This window comes from Micromonospora eburnea, assembly GCF_900090225.1.
GTDB classification, from domain to species: domain Bacteria; phylum Actinomycetota; class Actinomycetes; order Mycobacteriales; family Micromonosporaceae; genus Micromonospora; species Micromonospora eburnea.
In genome coordinates this window covers 6,948,025-6,966,810 of sequence record NZ_FMHY01000002.1, presented here as the reverse complement: position 1 = coordinate 6,966,810, position 18,786 = coordinate 6,948,025, and the positions used below count along the sequence as shown (strand labels likewise).

Here is an 18,786-nt window from a genome sequence, read left to right as displayed (position 1 = left end):
GGGGTCAGTACGCCCCCTTGCGGACCAGCACCACCCCGATGGTCCGCCACAGGATGCTCAGGTCGTAGGCGAGGGACCAGTTGTCGACGTAGTAGAGGTCGAGCCGGACCGCCTCGTCCCAGGAGAGGTCGGAGCGGCCGGAGACCTGCCAGAGCCCGGTGATGCCCGGCCGGACCAGCAGCCGGCGGCGTACGTCGCCGAGGAAGTCACCGTCGTCGGCGGGCAGCGGACGCGGCCCGACCAGCGACATCTCGCCCCAGAGCACGTTGATCAGCTGGGGCAGCTCGTCCAGCGAGGAGGCGCGCAGGAAGCGGCCCACCGGGAACACCCGCGGATCCTGCTTGATCTTGAACAGCATGCCGTCGGTCTCGTTCTGGTCGACCAGGCCGGCCAGCCGCTCCTCGGCGTCGACGTACATGGTGCGGAACTTCCAGACCCGGAAGGTCCGCCCCTCGTGGCCGACCCGGGGCTGGCGGAAGAAGACCGGCCCGGGGTCGGAGATCCGGATGGCGACCGCGATCGCGAGGAACAGCGGGATCAGCAGCACCAGGCCCAGCCCGGCGGCCACCCGGTCCATCAGGTTCTTGACCAGCAGCGCCGGGCCCGACAGGGTCGGCTCCTCGACGTGCAGCAGCGGCAGGCCCTCGATCGGGCGGATGTGCACCCGGGGACCGGCGATGTCGGTGAGCTGGGGCGCGACCACCAGGTCGACGCCGGAGCCCTCCAGTTGCCAGGCCAGCCGGCGCAGTTCGCCCGGCTCGGCGCTGGCCGAGCCGCACACCGCGATGGTGTCGCCGCCCACCTCGCGGACCAGGGCGAGCACGTCCCGGCCGGCGTGCACCGGCACCGGGGTCTCGATGCCGCGCGCGGCGGCGTATCCGTCGGTGAGGTGGATGGCGACCGGCACCAGGCCGGCACCGGGGTTGCGGGTGACCGCGGTGTAGACCTCCAGGCACTCCGGCAGGGTGCCGACCAGCACCATCCGGTGCCCGGCGTGCCCGGCCCGGCGCCGGATCGCGTGCAGCAGAACCCGGGCGATCATGCGCTCGAACAGGATCAGCAGCATCGCCCCGAGCAGGGCGAAGCCGACCGTCCATCGGGAGAGCGAGGTGGCCTTCGTCGCGAAGGCGATGAAGGAGACGGTGGCGGCGACCGCCACGCCGGCCCGGATCACCCGTTTGAACTCGTCCGGACCGAGGCCGAGATAGCGCCGGTCGTACGCCCGGTTGCCCCACAGGATGATCAACCAGCCGAGCGGCAGCAGCAGGAACGCGACCGAGTAGAACCACGACTCGGGTGCGCCCCGGAAGCCCGAGGTCGCCTGATCGAAGATCTGGATGGCCAGGTAGCTGGCCAGCGCCGCCGCGCCGAAGTCGAGCAGCAGCAGGATCGCGATGTAGGGACGGTGCCAGCGGGACACCCGGCGGCGGGCGCGGGCCCACGCCGACCGGGGTACGCCGTTGTGCGACGGCGAAGTCGGCGGCTGGATCTCGAAGCTGTCGACGTGCCGCACGCTCTTGCTCCGGCCGTTGTTGGTTACCGGGCGCTGGAGGCTTGTCGTCACCTCAACCCATGTCCTCCCGCATGACGCGCGCCCTCACTCGCCGTGAGGACCCGGGTCGCCCACCGTCCCAGTCTCCCACGCGAGCCGGGCCGGGACGGGCTGCCGGGACGGAAGCGGGCCCGTTGGTCTCGCAGGGATCTGGCCGGCTCCGTATCGGTTGTGAAGCCGGGGACCGAGCCACTATACCGATGGATCGCGGCTCGGGTAGAGGGTGCGAGTGGGACCTTTGGCGATCCGGGGCGGTTCCTCTCCGTAATCGCCCGGATGTAATTACTCACCGTACGAGGCGGGACAACCGTCGGTCAGCCAGTGGGCGGCCGCCCGTCTGGCAGGTGGGGCAGTACTGGAGGCTGGAATCGGCGAACGAGACCTCCCGGACGGTGTCGCCACAGACCGGACAGGGCAGCCCGGTCCGGGCGTGCACCTTGAGGCCGGAGCGCTTCTCGCCCTTCAGCTCGGCGGCCCGCTGGCCCATCGAACGGCGGACCGCGTCGCCGAGCACCGCCCGGGTCGCCCCGTGCAGCGTGGCGAGCTGGTCGTCGGTGAGCCGGTCGGTGATCGCGAACGGGGACAGTTTCGCCTCGTGCAGGATCTCGTCCGAATACGCGTTGCCGACCCCGGCCAGCACCGCCTGGTCGGTCAGCACCCCCTTGACCTGGCCCCGTCGGCTGCGCATCCGTTCGGCGAAGGTGGCCAGGTCGGCGTCGAGCGCGTCCGGGCCGAGCTTCGCCACCCCGGGCACCTGCGCCGGGTCGGTGACCAGGTACGCGGCCAGCTTCTTCTGGGTGCCGGCCTCGGTCAGGTCGAACCCGGAGCCGTCGTCGAGGCGTACCCGCAGCGCGATCGGGCCCTTGCCGGGGCGCAGCGGGGCGGCCGACGGGAACGCCTCCCGGTAGTGCAGCCAGCCCGCCCGAGCCAGGTGGATCACCAGGTGCAGCCCGCCCTCGAACCGGACGTCCAGGAACTTTCCGTGCCGGCCCGCGCCGACCACCGCCCGACCCGACACCGCGCCCGGCGGGGGGTCGTACGTCTTCAGGGCGCTGATCGCGGCGACCTCGACGCGCTCGACGCATCGGCCCACCGCCCGCTCGCGCAGGTAGCCGGCGAGCGCTTCCACCTCCGGTAGTTCGGGCACCTCACAACGGTAGCCTTCTTTCCCGTGAGAATCGTGGTGGCGCACAACCGGTACCGGGAAGCTCAGCCCTCCGGCGAGAACACCATCGTCGACGCGGAGATCGCCCAGCTCACCGCGGCCGGGGTGGAGGTGCTGCCGTTCATCCGCAGCTCCGACGAGATCCCGTCGATGTCGAAGCCGGCCAAGGCGCTGCTGCCGATCTCGCCGATCTGGGCGCCGAAGGCCCAGCACGACCTGGACCGCCTGCTCGTCGAGCACCGCCCCGACGTGCTGCACCTGCACAACCCGTACCCCCTGCTCTCGCCCTGGGTGGTGCGGACCGCGCACCGGCGCGGCGTGCCGGTGGTGCAGACGGTGCACAACTACCGGCAGGTCTGCTCGTCCGGTCTCTACTTCCGCGACGGCGTGATCTGCCAGGACTGCCGGGGGCGGGCGCTGGGCGTGCCGGCGGTCGTGCACCGCTGCTACCGGGGCTCCCGCGCGCAGAGCGCCCTGATGGCGACCACGCTCGCCGTGCACCGGCCGACCTGGCGGTCGGTGGACCGGTTCATCGCGCTCACCACCGCCGTCGCCGACCACCTCCGCGACTACGGCATCCCGGACGAGCGGATCGTGGTCAAACCCAACGCCATCCCCGACCCGGGGACCCCGGCGGCGCCCGGCGACGGCTTCCTCTACATGGCCCGGCTCACCCCGGAAAAGGGGCTGGACCTGCTGCTGAAGGCGTGGCGGCGGCACCCGGACGGCGCGCTCGGCCCGCTGCGGATCGCTGGCGACGGGGAACTGCGCCCACTGGCCGAGGCGGCCGCCGCCGAGCGTGCCGACATCACCTTCCTCGGCCCGCTCGACCGGCCCGGGGTACGCGCCGCGCTGGCGGAGAGCGCCGTGGTGCTGGCGACCTCCACCTGGCACGACGTGCTGCCGACCGTGATCATCGAGGCGCTGGCCAGCGGTCGTCCGGTGCTCGGCACCGCGCTCGGCGGCATCCCGTACCTGGTCGGCGCGGACACCCCCCGGGAGCCCGCCGGCACCGGCCCGGCCGAGGTGGCGTCAGCGCCTGCCGGGTCCTCGGGGCCGGCGATGCCGTCCGGCGTCGAGCGGGGCGAGGCCGGTTGGGTGGTTGCCCCGGAGCCGGCCGCGCTGGCCGCCGCGCTGCCGGTGGCCCGGGCCGGCGCGGCGGCGCTCGCCCCGGCGGCCCGCGCCCGCTACGAGCGCACCTTCCACCCCGACGTGGTCACCAAGCGCCTCATCGACATCTACGCCGACGTCGCCGCCGTGCCCACGTCATGATCCGCACACTTTCGGGGAAGTTGCCGCCGCCCGGCGCCGAGAGACAGCAAACTCCCCGAAGTTGTGTGGAACAAGGGGCGCGTCAGCGCAGGGAGGCGCGGGCGGAGAAGGCGATGCTGGCGAGCAGGAAACCGCCGTTGACGATCGTGAAGGCGACGACCAGCCAGACCGTCAGCGCCGGGGCGACGGCCAGCACCAGGCCGGCCAGGAAGATCACCGCACCGTAGTCGCGGACCAGCTTCACCAGGCGTACGGGGAGCGAAGTCGAGGCCACCATGCTGGCCGCGTTCGGGCCGGCCTGCATCACCGAGGTCACCAGGTTGACCATCCAGGTGCCGGCGAAGACCGCCACCAGCCAGATCGGGGTCGAGGGCCGCTGCGCCAGCGCGGTCGCCCCGAGTGCGGCGACCAGCGCGATCTGGGCGGCCACGTCGCAGAGCACGTCGACCCGGGCACCGGCCGGGCTGCTCTGCCCGGTGACCCGCGCGAGCTGCCCGTCCGCGCAGTCCAACGCGTACGCGATCTGCCAGCCGACCAGGGCGAGCAGCCCGACGACCCAGGCCGGGACGTCCCCGGCGGCCACCGGGCCGGCGAGCGCGATCACGGTGACCGAGGCGGCCAGGCCGAGCACCAGGTTGGTGAGGGTCAGCGTGGTCGGCCGCAGGCCCAGACGATGCGCGGCGACCGCGATCGCGGCACCCAGCCACTGGCTGATCGACTCGCTGAAGAGCCCGCCACCGCGGTTCCTGCCATGGAAGTCGGCGACCGTCGGGCGGGTCGCGTCAGCCACGGTGGTCGCAGAGTTCATCGGCGTAATCTCCCAGCCGTCGGCGGGTCTCGTCCGGCGACATCGCGAGGTGTTCGAGGATGGTGTAGCGGTCCGGCCGGGTGGCGGGCGCGAACTGCACCGCCTCGACGAACTGCTCGTCGGTCAGCCCGACGTCGGCCGGGAGCCGGGGCAGGTCGTGGCGTGACAGGCAGGCCGACATCTCGGCGAAGCGCCGTCGGTCGCCGCGGAGGAAGGTGCAGAAGAGCGCGCCCAGCCCGGCCAGCTCGCCGTGCGAGGCGGTCTCCGGGTAGAGCGCGTCGATGGCGTGCATGATCTCGTGGCAGCCGCCGCTGGCCGGGCGGCTGGTGCCCTCGATGGCCATCGCCAGGCCGCTGGAGATCAGCGCCTCGGCCAGCACGGTGACGAACGCGTCGTCGCCCATGTCGCCCGGGTGGTTGAGCACCGCCTCGGCGCCCGCCCGGGCCAGCGAGGCGGCCAGCCCGTCGAACGGCTCGGCGCGGACCTGCCGGGCCAGCTCCCAGTCGGCCAGCGCGCTGATGTTGCTGAGCACGTCACCGATGCCCGCGCGGTTGTGCTGCTCGGGGCCGGCCGCCACGAAGTCCAGGTCGACGATCACCGCGATCGGGATGTGCACCCCGTACGAGCCCTTGATCCCCTCGTTGACCAGGCTGGCCACCGGGGAGGCGATACCGTCGTTGGCCAGGGCGGTGGCCACGGTGACCATGGGCAGGCCGCGTCGGGTGGCCGCGTACTTCGCCACGTCGATGGTCTTGCCGCCGCCGATGCCGACCACCGCGTCGTACGACCGGGTGCGCAGCTTGGCCCCGAGATCGTCGGCGGCGTCGAGGGTGCCCCCGACCACGGTGAACACGTCCGCCGAGCGCAGCGACGGCCGGATCAGCTCGGCGATCTGCGCGCCCTGCCCGGGACCGACCACCACCGCCACGTCGCCGCCGGCGGAGATCCGTCCGTCGACGAGGATGGTGGCGAGGTCGGCCACCGCGCCCCGCCGGACGTCGATGTGCAGCGGGGTGAGGACCGTCCGGGCTAGTAGCGGCACGCGATCTCCCGCGCCCGGGCCAGGTCGGCGTGGTTGTCGACCTCCACCCAGGAGACGTCACCGATCGGCGCCGCCCGCACCTCGCCGCCCCGGTCGGCGAACTCCTGGTAGCCGTCCTCGTAGTAGAGGTTCGGGTCGCGCCGCCAGGTCGTCTCCAGCGCGTCGGCGAGCGCGTCGGCCACCTGCGGCTCGATCAGCGTCGCGCCGATGTACTCCCCGTACGCCTCGCCCGGGTCCATCAGCTTGGTGATCCGGGTGAGCTGGCCGGCGGCGTCGAAGGTGGTCTTCATCTCCTCCTCGGCCAGCGGCTTGATGTTGTCGATGGCCAGCAGGATGCCCGGGCCGCGCTCGGCCAGCAGCGTCTTCTCCACGCTCACCGGGTGCACGGTGTCGCCGTTGACCAGCAGCACCCCGCGGGAGAAGTACTCCCGGGCCAGCCAGAGCGAGTACGCGTTGTTCCACTCCTCGGCCCGGTCGTTGTGCACCAGGGTGATCGTGACGCCGTACTTCCGCTCCAGCGTCGCCTGGCGCTGCCGGACCGCGTCCGCGGCGTAGCCGACCACGATGACGATCTCGGTCAGCCCGACCTCGGCGAGGTTGCGCAGCGCGATATCGAGGATGGTGGTCTCCCCGTCGACCGGCACCAGGGCCTTGGGCAGGGTGTCGGTGTAGGGACGCAGCCGTCGCCCGGCGCCGGCGGCGAGCACCATACCGATCATGCGGCCATCATCCTTCGTTCGACCCGAGTTCATCCGGGGAGGATAGCTCCGCGCGGCCGACCGACCGCCGCCAACCTTCGTTCAGCCCGGCAGGGCGGCGAGGTCCGCCAGCATCACCAGCCGCTCCTCGGCGCTCAGCACCGCGTACGGGCCGGCGGCCCGCCGGTCGGTCTCCTGCTCGATGGCCAGCCGTTCCGGCCCGGGAGGCAGCGCGGCGACGCTGGTCGCGGTGTGCCCCGCGGCGGTCCACGCCGCCGCGTGCGCGTCCGCCCGGTGGTGGCGCAACGTGTCCAGCCGGTTGAGCAGCAGCACGCCGGGCGGGCTGCCCTCCGGCTCGTGTGGCGGGGCCATCGCGGCGAACGCGCCGGGCTCGTCCGACTCGGCCAGCACCAGGGCGTACGCCAGCACCCGGCCGAGCGCCGAAACCAGCCGGGTCACCCGGTCGTCGTGCCCGGCCCACAGCTCCTCGGTCGCCCTGGCGTGCACCTGCCAGAGCTCGCCGAGGAAGGCGAGCCCGCGATCGGTGGCGCAGCAGCCGCCGTCGGGCACGCGCTGGAGCATCCCGTACGCGACCTGCTTGTCGAGGGTGCGTTGACAGGTGGCCGGGTCCCGGTAGCGGGTCAACGCGGCGAGGCCGGGACCGCTCACCGTCCCGCCCGGGGTGGCGAGCCGGGTGCGGAACTCCACCAGGAAACCGCTGGCCGCCGGGCCGCCGTACCGTGAACTCAGTTCGGCGGCGTCGTCCCGGCCGGCGAGCATGCCGGCGGCGAAGGCCCGGTCGACCGCCGGGGCGACCAGCCCGGCGAACCGGTGCGGCGGCAGCTCGACCCGTTCGACATTCCGGCTCGGCACGTCGGCGGCCGCGCCGCGACCCGGAACGGCCGGATCGCTCACCGACCGATCGAGTGCAGGGCGGCGAAGGCCTCCTCGGCGATCCGCCGGATCAGCCCGTTGTTGACGTCGCGGTGCTCGTCCAGCAGCGCCACGTCCTCCTCGCCGAGCCAGCGGAACTCGGTGTGCTTGCCCGCCTCCAGCCGAGGTCGGGCGAGGTCGCCGTCGACCCGGACCAGGAAGTCGGTCTCCACCCGGTCCAGCCCGTCGTCGCCGGTGTATCGGTATTCACCGACCTGGCCGAGCACGTGCGAGACGGTCCAGCCGGTCTCCTCGGTGACCTCGCGGCGCAGCGCGTCCTCGACCCCCTCGCCCGGTTCGAGGTGGCCGCCGACGATGTCCCAGCAGTTCGGGAAGAGGCGCCGCTCGGGGGACCGGCGCTGGAAGAAGAGGCGGCCGTCGTCGTCCACGATCAGCGCGCCGGCGCAGCGGAGGGGCTCGGTGGGCACGCCACGACAGTAGCGAGCCGAAGCGGTTTCCGGCAGCGGGTGGTGCTCACCGTGACACTCGGCCGAACGGCTGGCCAGGGCTGTCGGCGACGGCCGGAGCGGGCATCTCGACTCCGGTCCGGGAGATGGCGTGGAGCAGTTGGTCGGCCAGGTCCGGGCGGCAGACCAGCAGGTCGGGCAGGCGCGGGTCGGACCGGTTGTAGCGCAGCGGCGAGCCGTCGATCCGGGAGGCGTACATCCCGGCGCCCAGGGCCACCGCGACCGGGGCGGCACTGTCCCACTCGTACTGGCCGCCCGCGTGGACGTACGCGTCGACCTCGCCGGTCACCACCGCGCACACCTTCACCCCGGCGGAACCCATCGGCACCGCCTGGGCGCCGAGCAGCCGGACCAGTTCGCCGACGAAGGCCGGCGGGCGGCTGCGACTGACCGCGATCCGGATCGGGCCGTCCGCCGCCGGCGGGGGCGGGCAGCCGGTGCCGAGGACGAGCTGGCCGCCGTCCAGTGTGGTGCGAGCCGGCAGGCCGACCGCGCCCGCGACCAGAGCACCGTCCGGGCCGGCCGAGCGTCGCCAGAGCGCCACGTGCACCGCCCAGTCCGTCCGGCCGGCCTCGGAGAACTCCCGGGTGCCGTCGAGCGGATCGATGATCCAGACCCGTTCCGCGTCGAGTCGGGCCGCGCGTTCCCCGGCCGACCAGGCCCGCCGCGCGTCGACCTGCTCCTCGGAGAGGACCGCGTCCGCCGGCCGCCAGCGGGCCAGCGCGGTCGTGAGCAGGTGGTGCGACCGGCGGTCGCCGGCGTCCTTGAGCGCGGCCGGGTCGGCGAAGCCCTGCTGGTCCCGCAGCGCGGTCAGCGCCGCGCCCGCGCGTCCGGCCAGCCACTCCGCGAAGGCCTGGTCGTCAGGCTGGCTGGTCCGGTCCTGGGCCATGTGCCTCACCACCTGTCTGCTGGGTCCCCCGCGACCCGTAATCCTTCGGCGGCCGGTGTTCGCGGCGCCAGCATCCGTCGGAAGGCGGACAGCCGGCGGGCGGAAGGTGGATCATCGGTGGATCTCCGTGGGCCCGGTTGGGCGGATCGACCGCCCGCATGTTGAACTTCGCGTGTATGTTGGTCGGACCGGCCGGACCAGGCCCTAGGCTCGTGCGCATGACCGCCGAGCAGCTGATCTCCTTCGCCCGTGGCGCTCCCTCGCTGGACATCGTCGATGTCGAGGGGCTCAAGGCCGCCGCCGTCCGCGCCTTCGATGCCGATCCCACCGGGATCACGGCGTACGGCACCGCCGTCGGCTACCCGCCCCTGCGTAGGTGGATCGCGGAGAAGCACGGTGTCGAGGCCGACCAGGTGCTGATCACCAACGGTTCCCTCCAGGCCGACGCCTTCCTCTTCGATCACCTGGTCCGTCGGGGCGACGCGGTGGTGGTCGAGCGCCCGACGTACGACCGGACCCTGCTCAACCTCCAGCAGATGGGCGGTGAGATCCACGGCGTGACGATCCAGCCGGACGGTCTGGACACCGCCGAGCTGCGCAAGCTGCTGGAGTCGGGGGTCCGGCCGCGGCTGGCCCACGTCATCCCGAACTACCAGAACCCGGCCGGCGTGACCCTGTCCCTGGAGAAGCGCCGGGAGCTGCTCGACCTCGCGGCCGAGTACGGCTTCACCATCTTCGAGGACGACCCGTACGCGGACATCCGGTTCCGGGGTGAGCCGCTGCCGTCGATGCTGTCGATGGACACCCGGGGTGTGGTGGTGCACGCCTCCAGCTTCACCAAGACGGTCTGCCCGGGCGTCCGGGTCGGCTACCTGGTCGGTCCGGCCGAGTTGATCGCCGCGATCGCCAAGAAGGCGACCAGCCTCTACATCTCGCCCGGCATGGTCTCCGAGGCGATCGTGCACCAGTTCTGTGTCTCCGGGGACATCGAGCGGTCCATCCACACCGTGCGTACCGCCCTCGGCGAGCGGGCCGCGGTGCTCGCCGAGTCGCTGCGCCGGCACATCCCCGAGGCCCGGTTCGTCGAGCCGGACGGTGGCTACTTCCTCTGGGTGGAGCTGCCGGAGGACGTCGAGGTGGACCGGCTCGCCCCGGCCGCCGCGGAGCGTGGCGTCGCGGTGGTCAAGGGCAGCGACTTCCTGGTGGACGGCGGCCGGCACGCGCTGCGGCTGGCGTTCTCCGCGGTGACCGCGGACCGGATCGACGAGGGCGTCCGGCGGCTGGCCGAGGCGATGGCCGCCGTTCGGGGCTAGATTTCTGTCGGATTTCCGACAGTAGTGCGATGCCGGCCGGCTTAGCTCTCCCGCTGGGCCGGCCGGCGGCTCACAATGCTGCGAGCGCCGTTCGCCTCCCTGGTGACGGAGTCCGCCGTCCGGGGAGCCCCCGGCGGGGCCGCCGGCGCGCGCAGCACAATTCCCGCCCCCAAATGGTGCCGGGTGGGCCGTGTCGCCCCTCACCCCCCTGACGCGGCCGGCCCGCCCGGCGCCACCCCGTACGCCGCCCGGACGGGTGGTGGCCGTGCCGCCGTCGCCCGTACGGATGTCGTCCGCGCCGCCGTCTTCCGCCGCTCGCTCGCGCTGCGATTCGCCCCGATCGGCGTAACCTGCAAGCCGCAGCATCGTGGGGAGGGGGCGAGATGACGGACCGGGTGGCACGCGATCGCACCGTTGGGCAGAACGGCAGCCGGGTGCTCAGGCCACGGGCCTGGGCGGCACCGGTACGCGCCATGTCCCGCATCCTCAACGCCGACGGCTCCCCGGGTACGCCCGAGCCGACCGGCCCCGGCCGGAGCGGGGTCGTCGACTGCGGCCTGTACGTCGACGGCGAGCGCCAGTCCGGCGAGTGGCACTACGCCGACGCCCTGGCGGCGGCCGGCCGGCGGCGGAACGCCTTCGTCTGGCTCGGTCTGCACGAGCCGGGGCTGGACGAGATGACCGAGATCGCCGCCACCTTCGGCCTGCACGAGCTGGCCGTGGAGGACGCGGTCAAGGCCGAGCAGCGACCCAAGCTGGAGCGCTTCGGGGACGTGGCCTTCCTGGTGCTCCGGACCGCCCGCTACTGCGAGCACACCGAGCTGACCGAGAACTCCGAGGTGGTGGAGACCGGTCAGGTGATGCTCTTCATCGGGCCGAACTTCCTGATCAGCGTCCGGCACGGGGACGCCTGCCGGCTCTCGCCGGTCCGGGCCGACCTGGAGGCGAAGCGGGAGCTGCTGGGGCACGGCCCGTGGGCGGTCGCGTACGCGATCACCGACCGGGTGGTGGACCTCTACCTGGAGGTCGCCGACCGGCTGGAGGACGACCTCGACGTGCTGGAGGCCGACGTCTTCGACCGGCAGGGCAGCGGCCGGATCCAGCGGATCTACCAGATGAAGCGGGAGCTGGTCGAGTTCAAGCGGGCGGTGGCACCCCTTCAGCGCCCGCTGCTCACCCTCACCTCGCAGGTCAACCGGGAGGTGCCGCAGGAGGTACGGCGCTACTTCCGGGACGTGCAGGACCACCTGAGCCGGACCGTCGAGCAGGTCAACTCGTACGACGACCTGCTCAACTCGATCCTGCAGGCGCGGCTGGCCCAGGTCACCGTCGACCAGAACAACGACATGCGCAAGATCGCCGCGTGGGCCGCGATCGGCGCGGTGTGGACCGCGATCGCCGGCATCTACGGCATGAACTTCGACATCATGCCCGAGACGAAGATGACGTACGGCTATCCGGTCGTGCTGGCGGTCATGCTCGCCATCTCACTGGCCCTCTACCGGTGGTTCCGGCGCAACGGCTGGCTGTAGCCGTCGTTCCTGGCGGCGCGTGCTCGCCAAACGGGAGCGCCGGCCGTGGGGGCATTCCCACGTGCCGGCGCTTTCCGGGCCCGGTGGCCTCAGCGGCGACCGCTGGTCTTGGTGGTGTTCTTCCCGTTGTTCAGCGCCTTGCTGACGTCGACCGCCGGGCGGCCGGAGGTGTCCCGGGCACCCTCGGCGACCGAGGGCACCTTGTCCGTCGGCTTGATCACCGGTTGGCTGCCGGACGTGGCGGTGGCGGCGCTGCCGCCCCCGGCCACCGCCGAGCTGCCGGCGCCGGTGGCCTGGGTCACCTTCGCGCTCGGGTCTGGCGTCTCCACCACGATGGTGTCGACGTCCTCGTGCATCGGCGCCAGCCGGCCGGTCGGGTCGTACTCGGCCCACTCCTGCTGCTCGCGGCGGCGGCGCATGGCCACCGCACCGGCCAGCCCGGCGACGGTGCCGGCGGCCAGCAGGCCGACCATCCGGCCCGCCGAGTTCCGCTTCTGCTTCTTCCTGGCGGCCTTGAGGTTCCTGGCCTTCGCCTTCCGGCTCACCGCTGCCTGTTTCGCGGCGGCCTTCCGGCCGGCGGTCGTCGATTTGCCCGCGGCCTCGGCCTGGGCCTCGCGCATGGCCAGGATCAGCGGCGCGAGCGCCGCGACCCCCGAGGCGAGCCCGCTCGACGCCCGATCCCGGACCATGATCGCGGTGGGCGCAACGGCACCCCGGGCTGCCTGGACCCGCGGGCCGACCGTGGCGCCGGCACCCTTCGCCGCATGCGTCGCGGCCTGCCTCAGGTGACCGATGCCCTGGTTCAGCTCCGCCTTCGCGAGCTGCCCCTGGGTTCTACGCCGCCCGATTCCAAACACGGTCCCACCTCCTGGCGAGTTGTTCCTTCGTCATCCTCCACCTTCGGATGCCTTCGCATGGCCAGATCGGGCACATGGGAGGATCCGCATGGAACTGACCGACAAGTGAGGAGTACCCGTGGCCGAGGCTGTCTACGCCACCTTGCACACCAACGCCGGCCCGATCCGGCTGGAGCTCTTCCCGAACCACGCGCCCAAGACCGTCCGGAACTTTGTCGAGCTGGCCGAGGGCACCCGGGAATACATCGACCCGCGCACCGGCCAGCCGGGCAGCGGGCCGTACTACGACGGCACCATCTCGCACCGCGTGATCAGCGGCTTCATGATCCAGATGGGTGACCCGACCGGCACCGGCCGCGGCGGCCCGGGCTACAAGTTCGCCGACGAGTTCCACCCGGACCTGCGCTTCGACCGGCCGTACCTGCTGGCCATGGCGAACGCCGGGCCGGGCACCAACGGTTCGCAGTTCTTCATCACGGTCTCGCCGACCCCGCACCTGAACAACCGGCACACGATCTTCGGCCAGGTGGCCGACGAGGAGTCCGCGAAGGTGGTCGACTCGATCGCGAACACCCCCACCGGCCCGAGCGACCGGCCGCTCCAGGACGTGGTCATCGAGCGCGTCGAGATCGAGCAGAAGCAGGCGTGAGCGAGCGGCGGGTACCTTTGCTCGCATGACTGAGCGCTCCGGGCAGGCAGGTGACGCCACCGGCGGGCCGGTGCCGACCACTCCGGTCTGCTACCGGCACCCCGACCGGGAGACGTACGTCCGGTGCACCCGTTGCGACCGGCCGATCTGCCCTGAGTGCATGCGGGACGCCTCGGTCGGGCACCAGTGCCCGGAGTGCGTCAACGAGGGACGCCGTAGCGTGCGGCCGGCGCGTACCGCCTTCGGTGGCGGTGCCGCCGGCCGCGAGGGCTACGTCACAAAGACCCTGATCGCGCTGAACGTGCTGGTGATGGTCCTCTCCCTCGCCTCGGCCCGGAGTGGGACCGCGGTCGCCGGCGGCTCTGGCCTGGGCGGCCTGCTCGGCGACTCCACCCCGCTGACCCGATGGGGCGGGGTGCTCGGCTACGCCTCGTACGTCCCCTTCGGGCCGGCCCACGGCGTCGCCGCCGGCGAGTGGTATCGACTCGTCACCGCGATGTTCCTGCACTTCGGCCTGGTACACCTGCTGCTCAACATGTGGGCGCTCTGGGTGCTCGGTCGGAGCCTGGAGTCGGTGCTCGGGCCGCTGCGCTTTCTCGCGCTCTATCTGATCGCCGGAATCGGCGGCAACGTCGCGGTCTACCTGTTCAGCGCGCCTAACCAGACCTCGGCCGGAGCGTCGACCGCCATCTTCGGCCTGTTCGCCGCGATCTTCGTGATCATGCGCCGGCTGGGCCGGGACACCTCGGCGATCGTGCCGATCCTGGTGATCAACCTGATCTTCACCTTCACCGTGCCGCGCATCTCCGTCGCCGGCCACCTGGGCGGCCTGGCCGTCGGCGCGTTGATGGCTCTGGTCCTGGCGTACGCCCCGCGGATGCGGCGGACCATGTTCCAGGCGGCGGGCGGGGCGATCCTGGTGGTGGCGCTGCTCGGGCTGGTCCTGGTCCGGACCGGGATGCTGCTCGGCTGAGCGGTGGGGTCGAGGCGGCCGGGTCCCCTGGCCGGCCGACCGGCGCCGGCGCCACCCGCCGGCCCGCTGGCCCGGCGTCGTGACCGTCAGCCGGCGGTGGAACGGGCGGCGTGCAGCGCGTCGGCGACCTCCTCCAGCGGCGCGTCCAGGTCGTACCGGCCGAACAGGTGCAGCGAGTCGCCCGCGTCGATCTCCAGCGTCTCGGCGGTGAGCCCGCGCCGGGTACGCCGTTCCACCCGGACCGCCTCCACGGCCGGCCAGGGCAGCCGCCGCCAGCCGGCGAAGCCCTGGCGCACGGCGATCCCCTCGGCGTCGACGGCCAGCCGGACCGGCGCGACCAGGTCACGCAGGGCCCAGCCGGCGAGCCCGGCGGCGGCCAGCCCGGCGAGCACGAGCCGGACCCGGTCACCGTCGGTGAAGAGCAGACCCAGGGCGACCAGGACGACCACTCCGAGCAGCTTGGCCGCTGGCAGGGCGCCCGGCACCCGCCACTGCCGGGCCGGGGGCGACGGTGGAATCACCGCCCCAGCATGCCAGCCGCCCGAGCGCCCGTCGGGACGGCCCGGAAACGGGGGAGGACGGCCGGCCGGGTCAGCACGTAGGATCGGGGCAAGCCAGGTTACCGGGGAGTAGACATGAGTGACGCGGTCATCGTCGGTGCGGTACGCACCCCGGTCGGGCGGCGCAAGGGCAGCCTCGCCGGCGTCCATCCGGTCGACCTCTCGGCGCACGTGCTGCGGGCCCTCGCCGAGCGGACCGGGATCGACCCCGGTCAGGTCGACGACGTGGTCTGGGGCTGCGTGTCCCAGGTCGGCGAGCAGTCCTGGAACGTCGCGCGCAACGCCGTGCTCGCCGCCGGCTGGCCCGAGTCGGTCCCCGGCACCACCCTCGACCGGCAGTGCGGGTCGAGCCAGCAGGCGCTGCACTTCGCTGCCGCCACCGTCGTGTCCGGCCAGGCCGATCTCGTGGTCGCCGGTGGGGTGGAGTCGATGACCCGGGTGCCGATGGGCTCCAGCGTGGCCGGCGGGATGCCGTTCAGCGGGGCGATCCTGGACCGCTATCGGGGCGTCGAGGGCGTCGCCGAGGACAACCCGCTCCCGTTCAACCAGGGCGTCGGCGCCGAGCTGATCGCCCAGCGGTGGCGCTTCTCCCGCGCGCAGCTCGACGAGTACGCGCTGGCCAGCCACGAGAAGGCGGCCGCCGCGCAGGACGCGGGCGCGTTCGATCCCGAGCTGGCCCCGGTGCCGCTGGCCGACGGTGGCAAGTTCACCGCAGACGAGGGCATCCGGCGGGACACCACGCTGGCCAAGCTCGGCGAGCTGGCCACCCCGTTCAAGGCCGACGGCGTGGTCACCGCCGGGTCCGCGTCGCAGATCTCCGACGGCGCGGCGGCGCTCGCCGTCACCACCAGCGAGTGGGCCAGCCGGCACGGCCTGCGCCCGCTGGCCCGGGTGCACACCGCAGTGGTCGCCGCCGACGACCCGGTCACCATGCTCACCGCACCCATCCCGGCCACCGCGAAGGCGCTGCGCCGCGCGGGGCTGGGCATCGAGGAGATCGGGGTGTACGAGGTGAACGAGGCGTTCGCCCCGGTGCCGCTGGCCTGGCTGGCCGAGACCGAGGCGGACCCGGAGCGGCTGAACCCGCGCGGCGGGGCGATCGCCCTGGGGCATCCGCTCGGCGGGTCCGGCGCGCGGATCATGACCACCATGCTCCAGCACATGCGGGACAACGGGATCCGCTACGGCCTGCAGACCATGTGTGAGGGCGGCGGCATGGCCAACGCCACCATCGTCGAGCTGCTCTGAGGCGTTCGGCCTCGTCGTCGGGCTCGCTGTCGGACAGCGGGTGCGATTGCGGGAGTGGAAGTTCCAGAAATCGGGAGTGACCCATATCACCCCTGCGCATATGCTCGTTGCATCTTGCATGGACGTGTTCTCACGAACGTTCCTTCCGGCCGCCGCCGAGACCGGCCTGGCGACCCAGACCGTCAGCCGTCACATACCGATCTTCCGCCGGTGCGTCGGCTCCGGAGACGCCCCGATCCTGGTCACCCGCTGTAGCCGCCCCGATCAACCGATCGGCGGCGACTACCTCATGCTCCTCACCCACCGCCGGCTGGTGGTCACCCGGCAGACCCGGGTGCTGCACCGGCTGCGCCTGCACCTCAACACCGAACTGGGTGAGCTGAGCAACGTCACCTGGAGCCCCGACCCCCGGTCGCAGAGCGTCGAGCTGGCGGCGACCGCCATCGACGGGGTCCGCGAGCGGTTCCTCATCCGTACCCACCACCCGAAGCAGGTATGGCAGGTCGACACCCTGCTCAACCACGCCTTCCGGACCCGACTCCGGAAGCCTGCGGAGCGGCTGGTCGCCACCATCGGCGAGCCGCCGGTCGGTGCCCGGCCGTTCGCGTTCCGCCCCGCGCCGGTGCGCTAGACGATGCGATCTTGCGAATGACCACCGGTGCGGGCGTGTCGGTACCCTCGCCCGATGGGACATGAAGAGCTTCCGACCCTTGAACTCGCCTTTCCCGGTCCGGAACGTGACCGTGGGGTGGCGGCGATCCTGAGTGGTCAGAAGACCGCGCTCACGGGCCTGCTGGAGATTTACGAGCACGCCGGAGAGGCGGTGCCGGCGACCGGTCAGCGATTCTCGGTGCTTGATTCGGAGGGGCGTCCGGCGGTCACGATCGAGCTCGTCGACGTGCGCGTCGTTCCGATGAAGGAGATCGACGACGACTTCGCGCGAGCCGAGGGGCGTGGCTACGCTGACGTGGCAGCGTGGCGGGCGGCCCACGAGGAGTTCTTCCAGAGCGAGGGCGTGCGCGAGTTCCTGGGCCGGACCCCGGCCATCGATGACGACACCCTCGTCGTCGCCGAGCGCTTCCGTGTGGTCGAGCCCGGCGACGCGCGTACTCCGTGACCCGCACCCGCCAGCGGTGAGGCGGATCGCCGGGGTCGGCCAGCATCCAGCCGGCCCCGGCGATCTGCTCAGTAGACCCGGGAGCCGATGAAGTCGGAGTGGCCGTAGCCGACCGGGTTGGCGTACGAGCGGGACTCGAAGGACCACTGCTGGCGGGTGCTGGTGGAGCAGGTGGCCAGCCGCAGCCGTGGGGTGCCCAGCAACGGGCTGTCGAAGCCGACACAGAGGTTGGTCGCACCGGCCGGCTTGAGCTGGTTGCCGGCGAAGACGAACTTCTGGTTGAGCCCGCCGTTGCAGTCGTAGGTGTTGACCGTGGTGTTTGCGGTCAACGAGCCGCCGGTCACGTCCAGGCAGCGGTCGTGGGACAGCTCGGAGTGCAGCGACTGTCGCGCCGGGTCGTACCAGAAGCCCTGGTTGCGCCCGCCGTGGCAGCCGTACGACTGCTGGACCGTGTTGTTACGGGAGTCGTACCCCTTGCCGTCCACGCAGGTGCCGGTGGCGACGTTGCGTAGCTGCTTGAACTCCAGCAGCCCGTTGATCAGCGCGCCCTGCCCGGTGCTGGCCGGGTCGACGCAGGTCGCCCGCGCCTGGCCCGAGTTCCAGAACTGCGTCATGCACTGGGCGAACATGCCGTGCCCACGGTAGTTGGGGTGGAACGACTGCCGGGCGGCGTTCTCGTCCCAGATGCCGATCTCGATGTAGAGACCGCGGACCGAGGTGTTGTCGGTGCACACCTCGTGGCCGTGGAAGAGCCGGCTGGCGTCCAGGTAGCGGGTGCCGGTGTTGGTCGCCGCCGCCCGCAGGGCGGACTCGAACAGCGGTACGGCCTTGTTCCGGGCGAACGCCGCGTCGGCGAGGTAGAGCAGGCAGCCGCCGGAGTACCAGCCGGGGAAGTTCGGGTTGTCCTCCACGTCCGGGCTGCCCGGGCTCGGGTACGACATCAGCACCAGCTCGTAGTCGGAGCGCAGGTAGCCGGCGGAGGTCATGGTCTGCCGGATGGAGTTGAGCGCGTCCTCGACGGCGGCGCGGCTGCCGTCGGTGCGGATCGTCCACTGGTCGGTGTACGTCGGCCAGCACGCTCCCTGGAGGAAGACCCGGCGGATCGCGCAGTCGGTGGCGACGGGCCCGAACTGGATGGTGCCGTCGCCGTTCGCGCCGACGACCACCCAGATCAGCTTGATGTGCGTGTTGCGCGCCTTGATCGCCAGGTAGTCGCCCTGGTTCAGCTCGTTGTGCTGGGTCGGGCCGCCGGCGATCAGGTTCCACGGGGTGGCGCCCGAGCAGGCCAGGTTGTACTTCTCGTCGGCCGGGATCCCGGTACGGAAGACCGCCTGGTCGTACGAGCGGTCGCACCAGTTGCCGTCCTGGTGGGTGCCGGGCACGTAGTTGCCGACTCCCTCGCCGGAGATCTCGCTGTCGCCCATGGTGACCAGGGCGGTCCGCCGTTGTTCCAGCGGCCGGAGTTCGGGTGAGCCGTAGAGGGCGGTGGCCTCGGCGGCGCGGACGGATTCGAGGGCCGTGGGGAGCGGCTGGACGGCGGGCCGGTCTGCGGCGGCCGCGGGGGCGGCCGGTCCGACCAGCATCGGTAGGGCGAGAGCGGCGGCGGACAGGACGGCCACGGCCCGCCGCCGGGTCGTCCGTTCGCGCCTGGTGGGGGTGCCAAGCATCGACGCACTCCTTTCCACTCAATCGCGGGACGTCGATTGAGTTA

Annotated in this window: 18 protein-coding genes and 1 pseudogene; 8 read left to right on the top strand and 11 right to left on the bottom strand. The window is 72.4% G+C overall.

What is annotated here, in order from left to right; all coding sequences use genetic code 11:
* Positions 1-4 precede the first annotated feature (4 nt).
* Together GA0070604_RS30575 and GA0070604_RS30570 are read right to left on the bottom strand one after the other, a co-directional pair.
* Positions 5-1,513 carry a sugar transferase gene (locus GA0070604_RS30575; protein ID WP_091126468.1) on the bottom strand — a complete coding sequence of 503 codons (1,509 nt, stop codon included), beginning with the start codon at positions 1,511-1,513 and terminating at the stop codon, positions 5-7.
* Between the two features lie 325 nt (positions 1,514-1,838).
* Complete coding sequence (locus GA0070604_RS30570) at positions 1,839-2,699, bottom strand: Fpg/Nei family DNA glycosylase (protein WP_091126465.1); 861 nt, start codon at positions 2,697-2,699, stop codon at positions 1,839-1,841.
* 24 nt (positions 2,700-2,723) lie between these two features.
* On the opposite strand from GA0070604_RS30570, the gene GA0070604_RS30565 reads away from it, so the two are divergent.
* Positions 2,724-3,989: a glycosyltransferase family 4 protein gene (locus GA0070604_RS30565; protein WP_091126462.1), complete on the top strand. Its 1,266-nt coding sequence runs from the start codon at positions 2,724-2,726 to the stop codon at positions 3,987-3,989.
* An 82-nt stretch (positions 3,990-4,071) separates the two neighbouring features.
* On the opposite strand, the gene GA0070604_RS30560 is transcribed toward GA0070604_RS30565, so the two are convergent.
* From GA0070604_RS30560 to GA0070604_RS30535, 6 genes are all read right to left on the bottom strand, one after another.
* The gene (locus GA0070604_RS30560; RefSeq protein ID WP_091126461.1) at positions 4,072-4,797 is read right to left on the bottom strand and encodes a CDP-alcohol phosphatidyltransferase family protein; all 726 of its coding nucleotides are present in this window, start codon (positions 4,795-4,797) and stop codon (positions 4,072-4,074) included.
* Positions 4,772-5,839, bottom strand: coding sequence for an iron-containing alcohol dehydrogenase family protein (locus tag GA0070604_RS30555; protein WP_091126459.1), 1,068 nt, complete (start codon positions 5,837-5,839; stop codon positions 4,772-4,774). The genes GA0070604_RS30560 and GA0070604_RS30555 overlap by 26 nt, the downstream gene beginning before the upstream one ends.
* Complete coding sequence (locus GA0070604_RS30550) at positions 5,827-6,558, bottom strand: phosphocholine cytidylyltransferase family protein (protein WP_091126456.1); 732 nt, start codon at positions 6,556-6,558, stop codon at positions 5,827-5,829. The genes GA0070604_RS30555 and GA0070604_RS30550 overlap by 13 nt, the downstream gene beginning before the upstream one ends.
* An 81-nt stretch (positions 6,559-6,639) precedes the next feature.
* On the bottom strand, positions 6,640-7,452 hold the full coding sequence (locus GA0070604_RS30545) for a hypothetical protein (RefSeq protein WP_244162128.1): 813 nt from the start codon (positions 7,450-7,452) through the stop codon (positions 6,640-6,642).
* Positions 7,449-7,898, bottom strand: a complete 450-nt coding sequence (locus tag GA0070604_RS30540) for an NUDIX hydrolase (protein WP_208602199.1) — start codon at positions 7,896-7,898, stop codon at positions 7,449-7,451. Before GA0070604_RS30540 ends, GA0070604_RS30545 begins: the two co-directional genes overlap by 4 nt.
* Before the next feature lie 46 nt (positions 7,899-7,944).
* The gene (locus tag GA0070604_RS30535; RefSeq protein WP_091126454.1) at positions 7,945-8,826 is read right to left on the bottom strand and encodes a 3'(2'),5'-bisphosphate nucleotidase CysQ; all 882 of its coding nucleotides are present in this window, start codon (positions 8,824-8,826) and stop codon (positions 7,945-7,947) included.
* A 218-nt stretch (positions 8,827-9,044) separates the two neighbouring features.
* On the opposite strand from GA0070604_RS30535, the gene GA0070604_RS30530 reads away from it, so the two are divergent.
* Positions 9,045-10,139: an aminotransferase-like domain-containing protein gene (locus GA0070604_RS30530; RefSeq protein WP_091126451.1), complete on the top strand. Its 1,095-nt coding sequence runs from the start codon at positions 9,045-9,047 to the stop codon at positions 10,137-10,139.
* Between the two features lie 383 nt (positions 10,140-10,522).
* Positions 10,523-11,671, top strand: coding sequence for a magnesium/cobalt transporter CorA (gene corA / locus GA0070604_RS30525; protein WP_091126448.1), 1,149 nt, complete (start codon positions 10,523-10,525; stop codon positions 11,669-11,671).
* 89 nt (positions 11,672-11,760) lie between these two features.
* On the opposite strand, the pseudogene GA0070604_RS30520 reads toward corA, so the two are convergent.
* Positions 11,761-12,562 (bottom strand): annotated as a pseudogene (locus tag GA0070604_RS30520) (hypothetical protein).
* 84 nt (positions 12,563-12,646) lie between these two features.
* Here GA0070604_RS30520 and GA0070604_RS30515 point away from each other — a divergent pair.
* Both GA0070604_RS30515 and GA0070604_RS30510 read left to right on the top strand, forming a co-directional pair.
* Positions 12,647-13,177 carry a peptidylprolyl isomerase gene (locus GA0070604_RS30515; protein WP_091126443.1) on the top strand — a complete coding sequence of 177 codons (531 nt, stop codon included), beginning with the start codon at positions 12,647-12,649 and terminating at the stop codon, positions 13,175-13,177.
* Positions 13,178-13,202: 25 nt separating this feature from the next.
* Positions 13,203-14,150 (top strand): rhomboid family intramembrane serine protease, encoded by a 948-nt coding sequence (locus GA0070604_RS30510; protein WP_091126440.1) that lies wholly within the window; start codon positions 13,203-13,205, stop codon positions 14,148-14,150.
* Positions 14,151-14,236: 86 nt separating this feature from the next.
* Here GA0070604_RS30510 and GA0070604_RS32860 read toward each other — a convergent pair whose 3' ends face one another.
* A complete protein-coding gene (locus tag GA0070604_RS32860) occupies positions 14,237-14,671 on the bottom strand; it encodes a PH domain-containing protein (RefSeq protein WP_244162127.1) in 435 nt (144 codons plus the stop codon).
* A 114-nt stretch (positions 14,672-14,785) separates the two neighbouring features.
* Between GA0070604_RS32860 and GA0070604_RS30500 the strand changes: the two genes are divergently transcribed.
* From GA0070604_RS30500 to GA0070604_RS30490, 3 genes are all read left to right on the top strand, one after another.
* Entirely contained in the window at positions 14,786-15,958 is a 1,173-nt protein-coding gene (locus GA0070604_RS30500; protein WP_091126439.1) for a thiolase family protein, read from the top strand.
* A 118-nt stretch (positions 15,959-16,076) separates the two neighbouring features.
* Complete coding sequence (locus GA0070604_RS30495) at positions 16,077-16,589, top strand: hypothetical protein (RefSeq protein ID WP_091126436.1); 513 nt, start codon at positions 16,077-16,079, stop codon at positions 16,587-16,589.
* Between the two features lie 54 nt (positions 16,590-16,643).
* Positions 16,644-17,075 carry an ASCH domain-containing protein gene (locus tag GA0070604_RS30490; protein ID WP_091126433.1) on the top strand — a complete coding sequence of 144 codons (432 nt, stop codon included), beginning with the start codon at positions 16,644-16,646 and terminating at the stop codon, positions 17,073-17,075.
* A 68-nt stretch (positions 17,076-17,143) separates the two neighbouring features.
* Here the strand turns inward: GA0070604_RS30490 and GA0070604_RS30485 are convergent, their stop codons facing one another.
* A complete protein-coding gene (locus tag GA0070604_RS30485; RefSeq protein ID WP_091126431.1) occupies positions 17,144-18,742 on the bottom strand; it encodes a ricin-type beta-trefoil lectin domain protein in 1,599 nt (532 codons plus the stop codon).
* Between the last annotated feature and the right edge of the window lie 44 nt (positions 18,743-18,786).

Coding starts and splice junctions, on each gene's coding strand:
- GA0070604_RS30490 (WP_091126433.1), top strand. CDS start 16,644: ATGGGACATGAAGAGCTTCCGACCCTTGAACTCGCCTTTCCCGGTCCG.
- GA0070604_RS30510 (WP_091126440.1), top strand. CDS start 13,203: ATGACTGAGCGCTCCGGGCAGGCAGGTGACGCCACCGGCGGGCCGGTG.
- corA (WP_091126448.1), top strand. CDS start 10,523: ATGACGGACCGGGTGGCACGCGATCGCACCGTTGGGCAGAACGGCAGC.
- GA0070604_RS30560 (WP_091126461.1), bottom strand. CDS start 4,797: ATGAACTCTGCGACCACCGTGGCTGACGCGACCCGCCCGACGGTCGCC.
- GA0070604_RS30550 (WP_091126456.1), bottom strand. CDS start 6,558: ATGATCGGTATGGTGCTCGCCGCCGGCGCCGGGCGACGGCTGCGTCCC.
- GA0070604_RS30500 (WP_091126439.1), top strand. CDS start 14,786: ATGAGTGACGCGGTCATCGTCGGTGCGGTACGCACCCCGGTCGGGCGG.
- GA0070604_RS30495 (WP_091126436.1), top strand. CDS start 16,077: ATGGACGTGTTCTCACGAACGTTCCTTCCGGCCGCCGCCGAGACCGGC.
- GA0070604_RS30530 (WP_091126451.1), top strand. CDS start 9,045: ATGACCGCCGAGCAGCTGATCTCCTTCGCCCGTGGCGCTCCCTCGCTG.
- GA0070604_RS30535 (WP_091126454.1), bottom strand. CDS start 8,826: ATGGCCCAGGACCGGACCAGCCAGCCTGACGACCAGGCCTTCGCGGAG.
- GA0070604_RS30485 (WP_091126431.1), bottom strand. CDS start 18,742: ATGCTTGGCACCCCCACCAGGCGCGAACGGACGACCCGGCGGCGGGCC.